The 15,338-nt window shown below is 27.2% G+C and carries 14 protein-coding genes; 1 reads left to right on the top strand and 13 read right to left on the bottom strand.

Annotated features, from left to right (window positions below):
• Window positions 1-152 precede the first annotated feature (152 nt).
• From hpt to WJW32_RS11925, 12 genes are all read right to left on the bottom strand, one after another.
• The gene (gene hpt / locus WJW32_RS11980) at window positions 153-680 is read right to left on the bottom strand and encodes a hypoxanthine phosphoribosyltransferase (RefSeq protein WP_340258623.1); all 528 of its coding nucleotides are present in this window, start codon (window positions 678-680) and stop codon (window positions 153-155) included.
• 242 nt (window positions 681-922) lie between these two features.
• Window positions 923-1,261 (bottom strand): YkvA family protein, encoded by a 339-nt coding sequence (locus tag WJW32_RS11975; protein ID WP_340258621.1) that lies wholly within the window; start codon window positions 1,259-1,261, stop codon window positions 923-925.
• A 258-nt stretch (window positions 1,262-1,519) separates the two neighbouring features.
• On the bottom strand, window positions 1,520-2,188 hold the full coding sequence (locus tag WJW32_RS11970; RefSeq protein WP_340258619.1) for a PD-(D/E)XK nuclease family protein: 669 nt from the start codon (window positions 2,186-2,188) through the stop codon (window positions 1,520-1,522).
• A gap of 2 nt (window positions 2,189-2,190) precedes the next feature.
• Window positions 2,191-4,326: an ATP-dependent helicase gene (locus WJW32_RS11965; protein ID WP_340258617.1), complete on the bottom strand. Its 2,136-nt coding sequence runs from the start codon at window positions 4,324-4,326 to the stop codon at window positions 2,191-2,193.
• A 20-nt stretch (window positions 4,327-4,346) separates the two neighbouring features.
• Entirely contained in the window at window positions 4,347-6,200 is a 1,854-nt protein-coding gene (locus WJW32_RS11960) for a hypothetical protein (RefSeq protein ID WP_340258615.1), read from the bottom strand.
• 117 nt (window positions 6,201-6,317) lie between these two features.
• Window positions 6,318-8,024, bottom strand: a complete 1,707-nt coding sequence (ptsP, locus tag WJW32_RS11955) for a phosphoenolpyruvate--protein phosphotransferase (RefSeq protein ID WP_340258613.1) — start codon at window positions 8,022-8,024, stop codon at window positions 6,318-6,320.
• 30 nt (window positions 8,025-8,054) lie between these two features.
• A complete protein-coding gene (locus tag WJW32_RS11950) occupies window positions 8,055-8,318 on the bottom strand; it encodes an HPr family phosphocarrier protein (RefSeq protein WP_340258611.1) in 264 nt (87 codons plus the stop codon).
• Window positions 8,319-8,510: 192 nt separating this feature from the next.
• Window positions 8,511-9,329 carry a PRD domain-containing protein gene (locus WJW32_RS11945; protein WP_340258609.1) on the bottom strand — a complete coding sequence of 273 codons (819 nt, stop codon included), beginning with the start codon at window positions 9,327-9,329 and terminating at the stop codon, window positions 8,511-8,513.
• Window positions 9,330-9,463: 134 nt separating this feature from the next.
• Window positions 9,464-10,660, bottom strand: a complete 1,197-nt coding sequence (locus WJW32_RS11940; RefSeq protein WP_340258607.1) for a patatin-like phospholipase family protein — start codon at window positions 10,658-10,660, stop codon at window positions 9,464-9,466.
• A 23-nt stretch (window positions 10,661-10,683) separates the two neighbouring features.
• Window positions 10,684-11,760, bottom strand: coding sequence for an HD-GYP domain-containing protein (locus WJW32_RS11935; protein WP_340258605.1), 1,077 nt, complete (start codon window positions 11,758-11,760; stop codon window positions 10,684-10,686).
• Between the two features lie 132 nt (window positions 11,761-11,892).
• The gene (locus WJW32_RS11930) at window positions 11,893-12,870 is read right to left on the bottom strand and encodes a YeiH family protein (RefSeq protein ID WP_340258603.1); all 978 of its coding nucleotides are present in this window, start codon (window positions 12,868-12,870) and stop codon (window positions 11,893-11,895) included.
• Between the two features lie 78 nt (window positions 12,871-12,948).
• Entirely contained in the window at window positions 12,949-13,833 is an 885-nt protein-coding gene (locus WJW32_RS11925) for a LysR family transcriptional regulator (protein WP_340258601.1), read from the bottom strand.
• Window positions 13,834-13,989: 156 nt separating this feature from the next.
• Between WJW32_RS11925 and WJW32_RS11920 the strand changes: the two genes are divergently transcribed.
• Complete coding sequence (locus tag WJW32_RS11920; RefSeq protein ID WP_340258599.1) at window positions 13,990-14,925, top strand: DUF362 domain-containing protein; 936 nt, start codon at window positions 13,990-13,992, stop codon at window positions 14,923-14,925.
• 23 nt (window positions 14,926-14,948) lie between these two features.
• Here WJW32_RS11920 and WJW32_RS11915 read toward each other — a convergent pair whose 3' ends face one another.
• Window positions 14,949-15,290, bottom strand: a complete 342-nt coding sequence (locus WJW32_RS11915) for a hypothetical protein (RefSeq protein WP_340258597.1) — start codon at window positions 15,288-15,290, stop codon at window positions 14,949-14,951.
• Between the last annotated feature and the right edge of the window lie 48 nt (window positions 15,291-15,338).

Below are 15,338 nucleotides of genomic sequence, written 5' to 3'. Positions count from 1 at the left end.
GTAAATATAAAATTTATTAATATGTAAATTTTAACTATAAAAAAAATCTATAAAAAAAAACAAAAACTAAATTCCATATAACAAATGGTAATCAAGTGTTTGCCTTTTTTTAGAATAATATATTTTTGAATTAGTCACATAAAATTTAGTTATTAATCTTCTTTTTCAACAATACCTATATAAGGTAAGTTTCTGAATTTCTCTCCACAATCTATTCCATATCCCACGATAAACTTATCAGGTATTTTAAACCCTGCATAATCAACTGGTATATCACACTTTCTTCTTTCAGGTTTATCAAGTAGAGTACATATTTTTAATGATTTTGGATTTCTAGCCATTAAATTTTCACGTAAATAGCTAAGAGTAAGCCCAGTATCTATTATATCCTCGACTATAATTACATTTTTACCTTCTATATCACTATCTAAGTCCTTTAATATTCTTACAACACCTGAACTTTGAGTAGACATTCCATAGCTTGACACAGCCATAAAGTCTAATTCTATATCTAAATTTATCTTTCTTATAATATCCGATACAAATACACAAGCGCCTTTTAATATTCCAACGAATACTACTTCCTCGCCTTTATATTCATTTTCTATAATTTTAGCAAGCTCATAAACTTTTTTTGATATTTCTTCCTCACTTATAAGAACGTCCGTAATTTTATACACTTTTATCACTCCCGTTTGTTTATTCTATAAAATTATATCATACTTCCGCTGCAATGTGAATGTTTTTAGATTTGCATTTTAAAATATTCGTGTTTATTCTTTGAATCATTAATTTTGTTCACTTATTAATGTTATCCATAAGTTCAAAGTATTATCCTTTATAAGTCTCTGTTTTTCAACATATACAAAATTCGCTTCATGCTAACGCATGGCTCATAAAAAAATAAAAGCTAAGAATATTTTTAGCTTTTATCTTCTATATCGTACTCTATATTATCTATAACATTTCCATATTCACTATGGTATCTGCACTTAATATTTTTTGACTTTAATTCATATTCGTCTAATTCCTTGTTTATTTCTGTAAGCAAATAAAGAATTACCACTCCATCATCAATAATACCAAGCCCTAATATAACCTCTGGAATTAAATCTAGTGGCGATATAAAATACAAAAACCCAAATAACAACATCATAATAACCTTTAATTTTTTCAACTTAGAAACACAGCCATCCTTTAAAAAATCAGATACAAGCCCTATTCTTTTAAAAAACGACAAGGCATACTTAAATTTTTTCATAATATATCATCCTTTTATATATTTATTTGTATACAATTTTTCATAACTCATTAACACTATATATTAAATATATATTATAATTATAATATATATTCATTATAAAATAAGTATTTAAAGAAGAATTTTATGATACAAAAGATTTAAATACCAGTCCATCAGAAATTCCATTTCTAGGTACTATAAATTTAAAGAAGGTGTATACGACACATTAATATATAAATATAAAAACTAGAACAATAAAAAATTTTATAGATATTCTTAAAGGCAATCTACACTTATAAACTGTTGATTACAAATAGAATTAAATTGGCAGAACGAGCAGTGTTTACCTATTCTTTGATCAAAGTTTTTTTCATTTATTATTCTAACTATTTTTTCTTTAAGCTCTGTTTTATTGTATTTATGATCAGTATCGCTATAACCTATTTTTATATAATTATCAAATCTTGGATTATAATATATAAGGCTTATATCATTAGGATTTACATCGAATTTTTCAGCTACATTATGCAAGTATATTTTAGTTTGATACGATTTTTCCATCTTAGATCTATCAAACTTACTTTTGTTAGTTTTCCAATCGTATATAATTATTTTTTCTTTTTCTATTTTTATAAGATCTACTTTTGCTATTAATGTAATTTCTTCGTCTTTATATTTTATATTATACTCAGGATACATATTTTTCTCTCTTTTTAAGAACTTTTTTAGATTATTGAAAAGCATATAATCTTCTCTTCCTGGCTCTAATTCTTCATCTATTCCTATATAGTACCTCTGTGCCAATAGATGAAATTCACTACCAAAATTTTGGTTATCCCTACTCCACTTTATATTATCAATATATATTTTCTTAAATTTAAGTTTGCATGTATCGTAAGTATCTATACTAGATTGACTAAATTGTATATTTTTCAAATCACTCATAATTACTTGCTCCCTTCTACAAATTCTTGTGTTACCTTAAAGTATATAGAATGATTCGATTCTTTACCATTTGTGTATACATATAACCTCTCCTTAGCTCTAGTAAAAGCTACATATACAAGTTTTAATGTTTCAGATAGTATTTCTCCCTTCATCTTTCTTGTGATGTTTTGAATCTCTTTATTTTCTATTAAATAATCTATCTCAGATTTATATAAAGTCTCTATATTTTTATACTCTTGTTTTAAATAATATAGCTCTCCTATAAACTTATCGTTGAATTTGCCAGGATAATCAGATATTGTCATATGAGGTATAATTACCAAATCCCATTCAAGTCCTTTGGCTTTGTGACAAGTAGTTATAGTAACACTTCCCTTTTGAGGCTCATATCCTTGTTCTTCAAATACCATAGATGCAAAATAATTAAATGCATTTTTATTCTTTAAAAGCTCATAAGCTAAATGTTCTAATGTAAAATTATTATTTTCAAAAAACATTTTATTGCATATACTAGAGATATAATCTAATATTGCAAGTTCTTGCAAGTTGAATTTAAATTCCTCTCCTATTTGAACTAAGAACTTATCTATTTTTTGTATTGAGTATTCAAATAAATTTCTAAGATTATTGAGTAATTCATTTAACTCTTCACCTATCTCTAATTTTTGGATAGTTTTAGTTCCCATCGGAAAGAATATATCCTCTATATTATATTTATTAAATTCACTTTTTTGAAGTTCGCTAAGCTCTCCATGTACCATATCTATAACTTTAAATAAATTAGGTTTATCAGGATTTGCTATAAAACTTACTATCTTTCCTATTTTCTCAATTACAAGAGCTGCCTCTCCTCTATATTTATCTATAACTTGATACGGTATATCTTCTTTTTCAAACAAATTAATATATCTATCTATCTTATAATTATATCTAAGAAGCAATGCTATTGTCTTATTTGGATATTTCTTTACAATATTTTTTATATTGCAAACTACATCCTGCATCTCAATATCTTCATTTTGACAAATTCTAGTGTATATACCTATATCATCTATAACAGGGTTTTGAAATGGATCATCCTCATCAACTGGCTTTATATACTGATTAACCAAAACTTCATCTTTATTCAACTCCATGCCACCTTCATTACTCCATTTTACTAAGTAGTTTGCAAGATTCAATATATTTTTTGTATTTCTACTAGATACTGGTATAACTACTTTATCTACATCTTCTCTTTCACAAAACTTTCTAAAAAGCCTATGATCAGAATTTGTAAAAGTTGACATTATAGCTTGATTAGGATCTCCAACCCTAACTAAATTCTTGTGATTTTCAGATAATAAAGCGAGTATTTTTTCTTGGGCAGGAGATGAATCCTGTGCCTCATCTTCAAATATATATGTATATCTTTGTTGGAATTTATTTAATATATCTTCTTTATTTTCCAATAGTTTCAAAGCTCTTATTATTATATCGTCGTAATCTAATTTTCCTTTTTTCACAAGATCTTTTTCATACAATATATATATATTTACTATTATCTTAAGAAGATCATCCATTTTAGGATTATTTCTTAAGATATTCTGTGCTTCATTATAAGTTATTCCTTTTGATTTTAAATAACTTATTATATTTTTAGCTACAGATACAAATTTATCATTCCATCTTTTTTCGATTTTTTGTATATACTCCTGAGAACTATTATTTTTTATATTTAAATATCTAGAATATATATGTTTGTACGTTTTGTAAAATTCAAATGAATGTTTTCTAATTATATCATTAGCCTCAATATCATCTATGACTTCAAAATCATCATCAAAACCTGCATCCTTTGGACTTTCTCTTATTATAGAATTTGCAAGCGAATGAAGAGTCTTGCATTCCCACCCCTTATTGCTATCAAGTCCTTTTTCTTCTAGTATGCTTTTTAACTTTGTTTTGAAGTTTGATACAGCACTATTTGTAAATGTAACTATAAGAATCTTCCCATCTTTATTCAATCCCTGATCTATAAGTTCAGCTGTCTTTGATGTTATAACCGTAGTTTTTCCAGCACCTGGAACAGACGGTACAGCAAGTGTACCCCCTTTATACTGCATTACTTTTATTTGACCTTCTCTCCACTTCATAAAAAATCTCCTTTAAGTATCTATCTTATATATTTACTCAACTCACCCTTTTGCTCATATCCATTAGAGTTAAATTCACTACTGTATATATAAACTTTGTCTGAAGCTTTTCTAAGCAAGCTATCTACTACGCTTTTAGTTTGATTATATCTATATAATTCGTCATTTTCAAAGCTCCATTTTTCACCTTTATTTTCTCTTAAGAATATAAAGGGATTATAATATTTTTTTATACCTATTTGATGCCATACATCAGAGCTTGAATCTGTCCATATTTGTATTTTACTATTTTTAGAGCTTAGTAAATATGAATATGATGACCAAACCTTTATTCCCTTTAACTCTATATTATCTCTTGTATCAGAAACCCTTATTCCCTTTAAAATCATGTCTATAAATAATTTACTTTTATTATCTTTAAACTTTTCGTTTTCATTAGCGTATTCTATAAATGATTTTGCTAGATTTATTAAATAATTACAGGTACTTAAATTTTCAGCACTCACCTCAAGAGGTAATAGTATGTCCAAAAACATTTTTTTCAAGAATTTATCCATATCTATTTCACTGTTTTTATTTTCATATATCCAACTTTTTAAAATTTCATATTTATTTGTATACTCTTCTTCTATATCAATAGATATTAATTCTTCAACTTTTGGCAGTTCATAAGGCTCTTTTTGAGTTATCTTATCAGTTATATACCTAGACCTTATCATATCTGCACCTAGTACAAACGATATCATCTTACATATAGAATCTTTATTCGGACTCATTTTCCAAGAACTATTGGCTAAAAGAGTTATAGTAATCAAACTATTTATATATGGATTATCAGTGAGAGACCCACTTCTAGTCATAATATTTATATTAACACCATTTTTGTCCATCTCTTTTTTTATTCTATTCTCAAATATAGAATCTATAAATGGTCCTATTATATCTATATCCTCTTCTTTATATCCATTTTTTAGTAAATTCTGGATTTCTTCAGATATCTTGAGTATCATCTCACTTCTCATAGTAGAATTTTTAAATTCTATATTCTCTATATTTATAAAGTCTGATGTTCCCATATCTATTTTTTTACATTTAGGAAGTATTATCTGTTTAAAAGAATCCTCATCAGCTCCTAGTATCTTCGTTATAGCTCCATCTGAGTTATATGCAATATGAGTTTCCTTAACTATACTCATAACCTTATTTATAAACTTAAGCTCAAGAAATGACTTTTCTTGAATATCATCCACAATAAAGCAATCTATATTATTTTTTATATACTCCTCATATAAAGGATCATCTATTATATATTTATTGAAAAGATATGATGCCAAACTAAAATTCAAAACACCTTCGCTTATATTTTTTCTTACAAATACATTTATTATATCTTTCATAGATAAAATATTCTCTTTTACAAATATATCTTCTATATCTAAAAAATTAATCAAATACTTATCTACCTCATCATATTCGATACAATTTAGAGATATTTTAGATATATTGTTGAGTATATCCGATGACAAAACTGAATTAGGTATATTTACATCTAGAAACCTTCCTCCTTCTCTGTATTTGTCCACAAGCTTGTTTAGAAGGTATTCACTTATCTCCATATCCAAAAACTTAGGAGTAGTTTTTTTTATATTTATGTTTCTTTGTACCAAAGGCCAAAATAAAACTATATGATTTCTAATTATTTTATAAAATGTACTAGTATCTATGTCCCCCCAAAATCTTTTTTGAGACTTAGAGTTTATAAACACAATTATTCTATTTTCATCTACGTTATTTTTTATAAATTCTTTATATACACTTATCAGCTTTGTTGTCTTTCCAGTATTGGATGACCCTATGTATGCATACTTACTCATCAAAACACCACCACAGTTTTTATTTAAATTCTTATATTATATTATAACTAAAATATGAATACTTTTGTAAAAATAAAAACCTTATGCCAATTTATATCGGCATAAGGTTCTCATTATTTAAGCAAAGTTATTTTGCATATATTCTTCTATTTCTTTAGCAGTACCCATAGATACTACCTTTTGAGCTACTTCTTTCATTTCTTCATATTTTAATGAAGTTATAAGCTTTCTAGCTGGAAGTATAGATATTGGACTCATACTGAATTCATCAAGTCCCATTCCAAGAAGTATTGGAATCATTCTCTTATCTCCTGCAGCTTCTCCACACATTCCTACCCATTTACCTTCTTTATGGCCATTGTCTATAACCATTTTAATAAGTCTTAAAACAGCAGGGTTGAATTGATTGTATAGGTTGTGTATTTTCTCATTCATTCTATCTACCGCAGTAGTATATTGAATTAAGTCATTAGTTCCTATACTAAAGAAATCAACATGCTTTGCAAGAATATCTGATATTAATGCAGCAGATGGAACTTCTATCATCATACCAACTTCTATATTCTTGCTATAAGAAATTCCTTCTTTATCTAAATCAGATTTAACAGCCTCAAGTATTTCTTTTGCTGAAAGTAATTCTTCAAGACTTGATATCATAGGGAACATTATTCTTAAGTTTCCATGTACACTAGCTCTTAAAAGAGCTCTTAATTGAGTTTTAAATATATCTTGTCTATCAAGACATATTCTTATAGCTCTATACCCTAAGAAAGGATTCATCTCCTTATCCAATTGAAGGTAAGAAAGTTCTTTATCTCCACCTATATCAAGAGTTCTTATAACTATAGGCTTTGGATTCATACTCTCAAGAACAGCCTTATAAGATTCATATTGCTCTTCTTCAGTAGGAAAATCTGATCTATCCATGTATAAAAACTCAGTTCTGTAAAGTCCAACACCTTCTGCATCGTTATTTATAAGACCTTGTACATCATTTGGAGTTCCTATATTACCAGCCAATTCTACATGTCTTCCATCTAGTGTTTTACTTTCTTGTCCTTTTAAAGACTCTAATTCTTTCTTTTCTTTTTCAAACTTCTCTTTTAAAGCCTTATATTCATTTATAATATTTTCATCTGGATTTATTATAACTTCACCTGTTTCTCCGTTAAATATTATATAATCTCCATCTTTAACAGTTTCAGTTATATTTTTAAGTCCTACAACTGCTGGTATTTCTAATGTTCTAGCCATTATAGCTGTATGAGATGTTCTTCCACCTATATCAGTTAAAAATCCTAAAACCTTTTTCTTATTCATAGTTGCAGTATCAGATGGTGTTAAATCATGAGCTATTAACACAACTTCATCTTCAAGAGCTGATAAATCTACGAATTTTATATCTAATATATGTCTTAAAACTCTATTAGCTACATCCTTTATATCAGCTGCTCTTTCCTTCATATATTCATTGTCCATAGATTCAAACATAGAAACGAACATATTCTTTACTTCATTAAACGCATAATCAGCATTTATTCTTTCATCTTTTATTTTATTTAAAGTAGACTCTACAAGTTCTGGATCTTCAAGAACTAGTAAATGAGCTTCAAATATTTCCGCTTTTTCTGGTCCTAATTCCGCTAAAGCCTTTTCCTTAACCTTAGTTAATTCTTCTTTTGATTTAGTTATTGCATCTGTTAATTTTTTGTTCTCTATTTCTATATTCTCTATAGTTTTCTTTTCTATAACTATTTCATTATGTTCTAGTACTAACGCTTTCCCCAGAGCGATACCCGGTGATGCATTCGTTCCTTTAATCATTCCGACCTCTCCTTTATACACAGGTATTGATTATGCTTCTCCGAATCCACTTTCAATAAGCTTTGCAACTTCATTTGAAGCTTTACTTTCATCTGAACCTTCTGTTATTACTGTTATTTCACTTCCCTTTGAAGCTCCTAAGCTCATTATTCCCATTATTGATTTTGCATTTACTTTTTTTCCATTGAAATCTATTTCAACCTTAGATTCAAATTCAGAAGCCTTCTTAACAAGTAATGCTGCTGGTCTAGCGTGTATTCCGCTTTCATTTTTTATAGTTACTTTCTTTTCCATTTTAAATTCACCTCATCAATTTATTTTTTAATTTTTTATTTTTGGATATTTTTATATAATGTAAAAAGACATCAACAAATGTTTATGAATATTTTTAACAAAATCGTACGTCAATATCCAAAAAACGTACATATCCATAAAACAATTTGGTTAATGCCTGCATAATCAGTAACACACCGATAGTCTCTTTAATTATAAGCTATTGAGTTTGTAAATATGTAGGGTAATATAACCCACTTCATCTTGAGATACTTCTTTTTTCAATTCATTTTGAATTATTTTAGAAATATCATATGCTATTTTATATTCAAAGAAAAACTCTTTTTTTATTGTCTCTAAAGAATTATTTATTACAGTTTTCCCACTGTTTACTCTATCTAATAGAGCCACTAAATGATACACAAATCTATTATATATCATCAAATCTTTTTTTATATCTTTTTTTAACTTTTTCTCAACATATTCTACTATCATATTAACTAATTTGGTATTTTTTAATGCAGAAGTTTTACTAGTATTGCTTCTTCCACCATGTATATGAAAAGCAATAAATCCTATTTCTGTATCAGGTATTTCTATATTTAATTTTTCTTTAAGTATATCCACAGCTTTACTAGCTATATCGTATTCTTTAGGGTATATTAATTTTGTCTCTACTAAAAAAGGGTTTACTATCTCAATACCCTCTCTTAATCTTTTTATAGCAAAGTTAATATGATCTATAAGTCCAATATGAATGTATGGATTTAAATCTTCATTAAGTTCATTCGATGCCATATCTATTATTTGCTCAGCCGTTTCTAATATTTCTTTATCTACATTGTATATTAGATTTTTATCTTCATCAGTAAGTGCTACAAATGTATTTTCTATATTATCCAATTTTTCTAAGACCATACCTTTTTTTTTGGCAAAACCGATTCCTTTTCCCAAAAGTATATAGTCTTTATCTCCTTCGCTAACGAAGATAGCATTATTGCTCAATACTTTTTTCACCAAATATTTACTCATCTGCATCCTCCACGAAAAATATTATGAATTTTTCAATTCCATTTTATAAAATATTATTTTCTTTGTCAATATAATATGCTTATATTTTCTGACTTTTTGATTTTTGCCATATTCTGTTATATTTTGAGGAATTTCTATTCCATTCTATATTGTATATCTATTATAATTTCTTTAATAATATCATTTATTAAGTTTTCTTTTTTTACTAATATTCTATTCAGAATATCTTTAGATTTATATTCTTCAAAATTATAATTTCTATTTATATACCAAAATATTTCTTTAAAACTATATACTCTCAACCTTTCAAATCCCAACTGATTCATCCTTATTTCATATATAGTTATAATTAAATCTTTATAGGAAAATGTTTTTCCAAGATCCAATAATTCTCCCAGCTTAGGAACTATTTTTTCCAATAATAATCTTAACGAGGTTTCTCCTTTAATTTTCAATTTATCTGCAAGTTTAGCTACAGTCTTATTATTCATTTTTTTTATTAAATCAAAATAAAACTCATCGCAAGTTCCATCTATTTTAAAATAATATCTATTCCCATATAGTTGATTCAAACTTTTTAATGCATCGTAATAACCAAGTTTAATGTTTTTTTCACTCCTGTTTTTGTTAAAATCAAGAGTAGGTCCAAGATGTTCAGATGGATTTATATATATTATTTTCATTCCCTTTGTGTTTACTCTTTTCGTTCTTCCAATTCCATAAAGCCTTATCACTACTAGTTCATCATATCCTTTATCCTTTAGAAGACCTATAGGAAGATTATCATAAAATCCTCCATCTAAATACAACTTTCCATTTATTTTTTCTAACTTAAATATAGGTAAACTTGAGCTTGCTATTAAATAGTCTACTAGCATATTTTGAGGTATATCATCAAGAAACAATCTTTGTGGCTTTAATGAATTAATAGAGACTGTTACTATTCCAAAATCCTTTTTTGAATTTCTTATTTTATTTTCATCAATATGTTCTGTTAGCATATTTTTTAAAGGTGATATATCTAATCCTTTATTATTTAAAGTCTTAGATAGTATTTTTATTATCATGTTGAAGTTTTTTATATTTATATCTATGTCCCTTATTTTTTCAAATATTTCATTTTCTATATTTATTACCTTTTGAGGAGTTATATTTGACCATATTTCATGAGCCCTTTCATATTCATCTTGAACAATTAAAGCTCCATTAAGCGCACCAACAGAAGTCCCTGCAATTCCATCAAAGTCTATACCAATTTCCTTTAATGCCTTATATGCTCCAATTTGATAGGATCCTTTTGATCCTCCTCCTTCTAATATCAAACCTCTCATAATATCACCTATCCACAGTTATATTATAATATAAATTCCTTTATATATAATTTAGAATTTTGGTTACTACCTAAATCAACCACTTCACCATTTTCTTCCATTTCAATTAAAGGCTTGCATATATTTTGAGATGGTATAAATACTATCTTGGCAGTTCTTCCATCATTTAAGATAATTTCACTTCCTAAATATTCTGCAGCGACCTTTTTCAAAAATAAATACAAAATTTTAGTATCTAATTTAGACACAAATTCTTCTTCAAGTATTTTTATAGCTTCAAAAGGAGTATTCCTATCTCTGTGAGGTCTTTTAGACGTAAGAGCACTATATACATCAGCTATTCCTATTATTTTAGCATATAATGATATTTCATCTCCTTTTATTCCTCTAGGATATCCACTTCCATCTATTCTTTCATGATGCTCAAGTACAGCTCTTTTTATTTTATTGTTTATGCAATTGCTGCCCTTTATTAATTTATACCCAAATATAGAATGCTTTTTTACTTCTAAATATTCTTCATATGTTAGTATATTTGGCTTATTAATTATTTCTTTTGATACTTTCATTTTTCCTAAATCGCTTAATATAGCACTAAGCGTTAACTCCTTTAGTTCCTCTTCTTTTAAATCTAACCATTTTCCTATTTGATAACTTATCAATGAACTATTCATAGAATGCATATATATATAATCTTCCATATCTTTTATCTTATTCATAAGCTTAAATAAACTAACACTTCCATTACATGATCTAATAGCAATTTCTATCGTCTTTTCAAAATCTTCTCTATTTACTTCTTCTCCAGACTCTATACAATAAAATTTGTGTTTTATATCATTTATTAATTCATTCATATTTTGTCTGAAATCATATATTTGAAAATACTCTTTAGTGTAAGTATCATCCATACCTTCTTTCACTATAACTTTTAAATTATGTATATTATGACTTAAAAGCATTTCCTTTATTTTTTCTATCTCCTTAAATTCAAATCCCTCAAATAATAAGAATACCCCATTTTTATTTACAATATGCTGTGCAAGAACCATACCCGATTTTAATTCATCAATATCTATAAATATTTTTCTTTCTTCCATCATTTCCCCCTATTTTTATGTCTTATCCAAATGTAAAATACTTCAAATCAAATTATTTTTTATTCTATATTATACTATAAAAACAGTATTAAATTTCAAATTATAATATTATTTGTTATAATTTCAATATTTTTATATAATCGATATAGATACAAAATACATAGTCGTAGATATTATCAAAAATAACAAACATCCCATGATAAGCGCCTTCATCCCCTTATCTTTTATACTCTTAATGTCTACACTAAGCCCCATACCAACCATTGCCATTAATATAAACATAGAGCTTAATTTAGATAATATTTTTATAAAATCTATGGATATAATATTCAAAGAACTTATTATTCCCGCGAATATAAAATATAGTATATACATTGGAAACTTGACTTTACTTTCTTTGCTTTCTCTATTAAATAGATAACTAAGCACTAACGAAACAGGCACTAACATTACTACTCTTCCCATTTTTACCAAAGTACCTATTTCTCCCGATTGGTCTCCCCTTGCAAAAGCTGCTGCAATAGCATGTGCTACTCCTTGAAGAGATATTCCAGACCAAATACCGTATTCTAAATTACTCATACCAGAAGTTATTGCTATAGTAGAGTATACAAGTACACCTATCGCACCTAAAAAGTTTATTATAGATACTGCAACAATCGAATCATCTTCTTGTGCATTTATGCAACTACTCATCGCAACAACAGCTGACGCTCCGCAAATACTAGATCCTACTCCAAGTAAAACAGCTACCTTACTATTTATTTTGAATATTTTACCAAGTAAATACGATAATATCAAAACAGATGGAACATATAATACAATCATCATTACAACCTTAGGTCCCAATTCTATAAGAGCTCTAAAATTAAGCTTAAATCCAAGTAATACTATACCCCACTTTAGCAATTTTTTAAGCGAGAAGGTAATTCCAGGCTTTAATACATCACTAGTTTTAAAAGTATTATTATATATAATTCCAAGTACAATACCTATTGTCAATGCCTCTAAGTTTATTATGTGTTTTATGCTATCATTTATAAACATAGATAGTATTGATATTAAAAATACAAACCCCAACCCCGGTAATAATCTTTTTATTTTTTTCAAGTTAATCACTCCCTCAGCTTGATTATACCAAAGAATGTATATAATTAAAAATTATGATTTATTATATATTCATAATTTTCACTTATGGTTGTAGCAGTATTGTATAAAGCTATTTATAAAATCTAAAAACGAGCTAGTTTTATATATGAAGTTAAATTCTCTTTTTATCTTGATATTTTTTATAGGTACTATTTTTATAAATTTTAAATCCACTTCTCTTTTTATAGCTTCTTTCGAAATTATAGTGTATCCAAGGTTTGATTCAACAAGAGATTTTATTGCATTTATGCTTCGTATTTCCATATATACGTTCATATTTTCAATACCGTATCCAAACTCAGATATCTTCCTTTCGAATATATCTCTAGTTCCTGATCCTTTTTCTCTTAATATTAGTTTTCCCTTTATAACTTCTTCTAGTTCCACCTCTATTTTGGATGCAAATTCATGTTTAGGAGATACTGCTAGTACGAGCTCATCATCCTTTAGTTTTATATATTTAAATTTATCTTTATCAAAATATCCTTCTATCAAGGCAAGTTCTATTTCTCCATCCTGTAATTTTTCAATTATGCTTTTAGTATTATCCACACTTAGTATAATATCTATATTCGGATAATCTTTTTTATAATCGCCAAGTATATAAGGCATTACGTATTCTCCTGTTGTCATAGTAGCACCAATATTGTGTATTTTTCTTAAAGAGGAGTTGTTTTTTATTTCTGATTTTAAAGCTCTATTTAAGGCTTTCATTTTTTGAGCATAATTATATAGTATATCCCCCTCTTTAGTTAGATATATTGTTTTATTAGCTTTTTTAATAAGCTCTACATTATAATAATTTTCTAAATATTTGATTTGTTGAGATACTGCAGGTTGTGTCAAGTTTAGTATTTGAGCTGCCTTTGTATAGTTTTTAGTTTTTACAACGGTTATAAATGTATCTAGTCTTGTATCTATCATAAGAATTCCTCCATTTGCATAATATATTTTTATTATAATTCAAAGAATTTTTTTTATCATATTTTTTTAATATTAGTAAATAATGATTTTATGTTTATTCTCATACGTATTTATATAAATTTCTTGGATATTCTAATTTAATGAGGAGGTTTTTTTATGAGAAATAACAGGAAAATAAAAGATAGTATAGTTTCTATAAGTCAGTCAAAGAGTGAAAAAAATTCATTAAAGGATGCTCTAGATATGCTTCCTATAGGAGATATGATAAAAAATGATGATACAGTGGTTATAACCCCTAACTGGGTAAAATCTAAACAACCTTCAACAGCTACAGTAATAGGACCCAATACTTTGAAATCATTAATTCAGTATGTAAAGTCTTATAACCCTTCAAAAATATACATAGCAACAGGTTCTGGAGGAGAGGAAACCTTAGATGTAATGAAATTTGTAGGTTACGATAAGGTAATTGAGGATGAGAATGTAGAATTTGTCGACTTAAACTACGGACCATATACAACAATAGACTTAGACCATAATATAATCCCAAATACCAAGATAAACAAGTTAATAGATGAAGTTGATGTGTTAATATCATTTACACAGCTTAAGCAACACGAGGAAGCTACTATGAGTGCTAGTATCAAAAATATAATGCTTAGTTGGCCTCCAGCTGGTGTTCACGGATTTCCAAAGAAAAAATTAGGCATACATGAGGATTTACACGGATTTATAGTTGCAATGTCTAAAAAAATTCCAATAGACTTAAGTATAATAAGTCTTGATAAGACTATGATAGGAAACGGTCCAAGTGATGGAAAAGCTGTAGATACAGATGGTCTTATAATAGCTGGAACAGATCCTGTTGCTTGTGATACTGTAGCAGCTAGGATGTTGGGATTTTTACCACAAGCAGTTAACTATCTATACAGACTTTATATGGATAATGTAGGAGAAGCCAAGCCCGAGAATATGATATTAAAGGGTCTTCCTATTGCAAAAGCAGAAAAAATATTTTCAAAAGCCGCTTATAATCAAGAGATAGTTATAGATAAAAACGGTATTAAAAATATTCATGGGAACCAAAAATAAGTTGAAAACATAATGTTTTCAACTTATTCTATCTCAGCCATAGAATTAACTATCCTAACCTTATTATAAAAGAATTTTTTTTCTAATTTACTTAGTCTCAAATTTTCTTTTATTCCTATTTTATCTAATATGTATATTCTTTTAAATCCACTCTTCATGAATTTTTTAAATATGTTTTTCATAGCATATTCTTCATCTGTTTCAAACTCATGCGGATGTACAACCAAATTATATTTTGATGTTTTTATTTTTTTTATACTTTCTTTGTACTCTATGAAAAATTCATTTATCTCTTCCTTAGATATATTCCCGCCTACATTTATTAAAAACATAGAATCCTGTTCAGTAACATTTATTTTAAACATACAATCCCTCCTTTTTAAGCCTCTATATATATTTATGAAGGAATTTAT

Source organism: Tepidibacter sp. Z1-5, from assembly GCF_037844525.1.
GTDB lineage: Bacteria > Bacillota > Clostridia > Peptostreptococcales > Peptostreptococcaceae > Tepidibacter_A.
This window is presented reverse-complemented; position numbering and strand designations above follow the sequence as displayed.

What these genes read in the sequence shown, in the direction of transcription:
- WJW32_RS11975 (WP_340258621.1), bottom strand. Translation starts at nt 1,261, where the DNA reads ATGAAAAAATTTAAGTATGCCTTGTCGTTTTTTAAAAGAATAGGGCTT.
- WJW32_RS11970 (WP_340258619.1), bottom strand. Translation starts at nt 2,188, where the DNA reads ATGAGTGATTTGAAAAATATACAATTTAGTCAATCTAGTATAGATACT.
- WJW32_RS11965 (WP_340258617.1), bottom strand. Translation starts at nt 4,326, where the DNA reads ATGAAGTGGAGAGAAGGTCAAATAAAAGTAATGCAGTATAAAGGGGGT.
- WJW32_RS11960 (WP_340258615.1), bottom strand. Translation starts at nt 6,200, where the DNA reads ATGAGTAAGTATGCATACATAGGGTCATCCAATACTGGAAAGACAACA.
- ptsP (WP_340258613.1), bottom strand. Translation starts at nt 8,024, where the DNA reads ATGATTAAAGGAACGAATGCATCACCGGGTATCGCTCTGGGGAAAGCG.
- WJW32_RS11950 (WP_340258611.1), bottom strand. Translation starts at nt 8,318, where the DNA reads ATGGAAAAGAAAGTAACTATAAAAAATGAAAGCGGAATACACGCTAGA.
- WJW32_RS11945 (WP_340258609.1), bottom strand. Translation starts at nt 9,329, where the DNA reads ATGAGTAAATATTTGGTGAAAAAAGTATTGAGCAATAATGCTATCTTC.
- WJW32_RS11940 (WP_340258607.1), bottom strand. Translation starts at nt 10,660, where the DNA reads ATGAGAGGTTTGATATTAGAAGGAGGAGGATCAAAAGGATCCTATCAA.
- WJW32_RS11935 (WP_340258605.1), bottom strand. Translation starts at nt 11,760, where the DNA reads ATGGAAGAAAGAAAAATATTTATAGATATTGATGAATTAAAATCGGGT.
- WJW32_RS11925 (WP_340258601.1), bottom strand. Translation starts at nt 13,833, where the DNA reads ATGATAGATACAAGACTAGATACATTTATAACCGTTGTAAAAACTAAA.
- WJW32_RS11920 (WP_340258599.1), top strand. Translation starts at nt 13,990, where the DNA reads ATGAGAAATAACAGGAAAATAAAAGATAGTATAGTTTCTATAAGTCAG.
- WJW32_RS11915 (WP_340258597.1), bottom strand. Translation starts at nt 15,290, where the DNA reads ATGTTTAAAATAAATGTTACTGAACAGGATTCTATGTTTTTAATAAAT.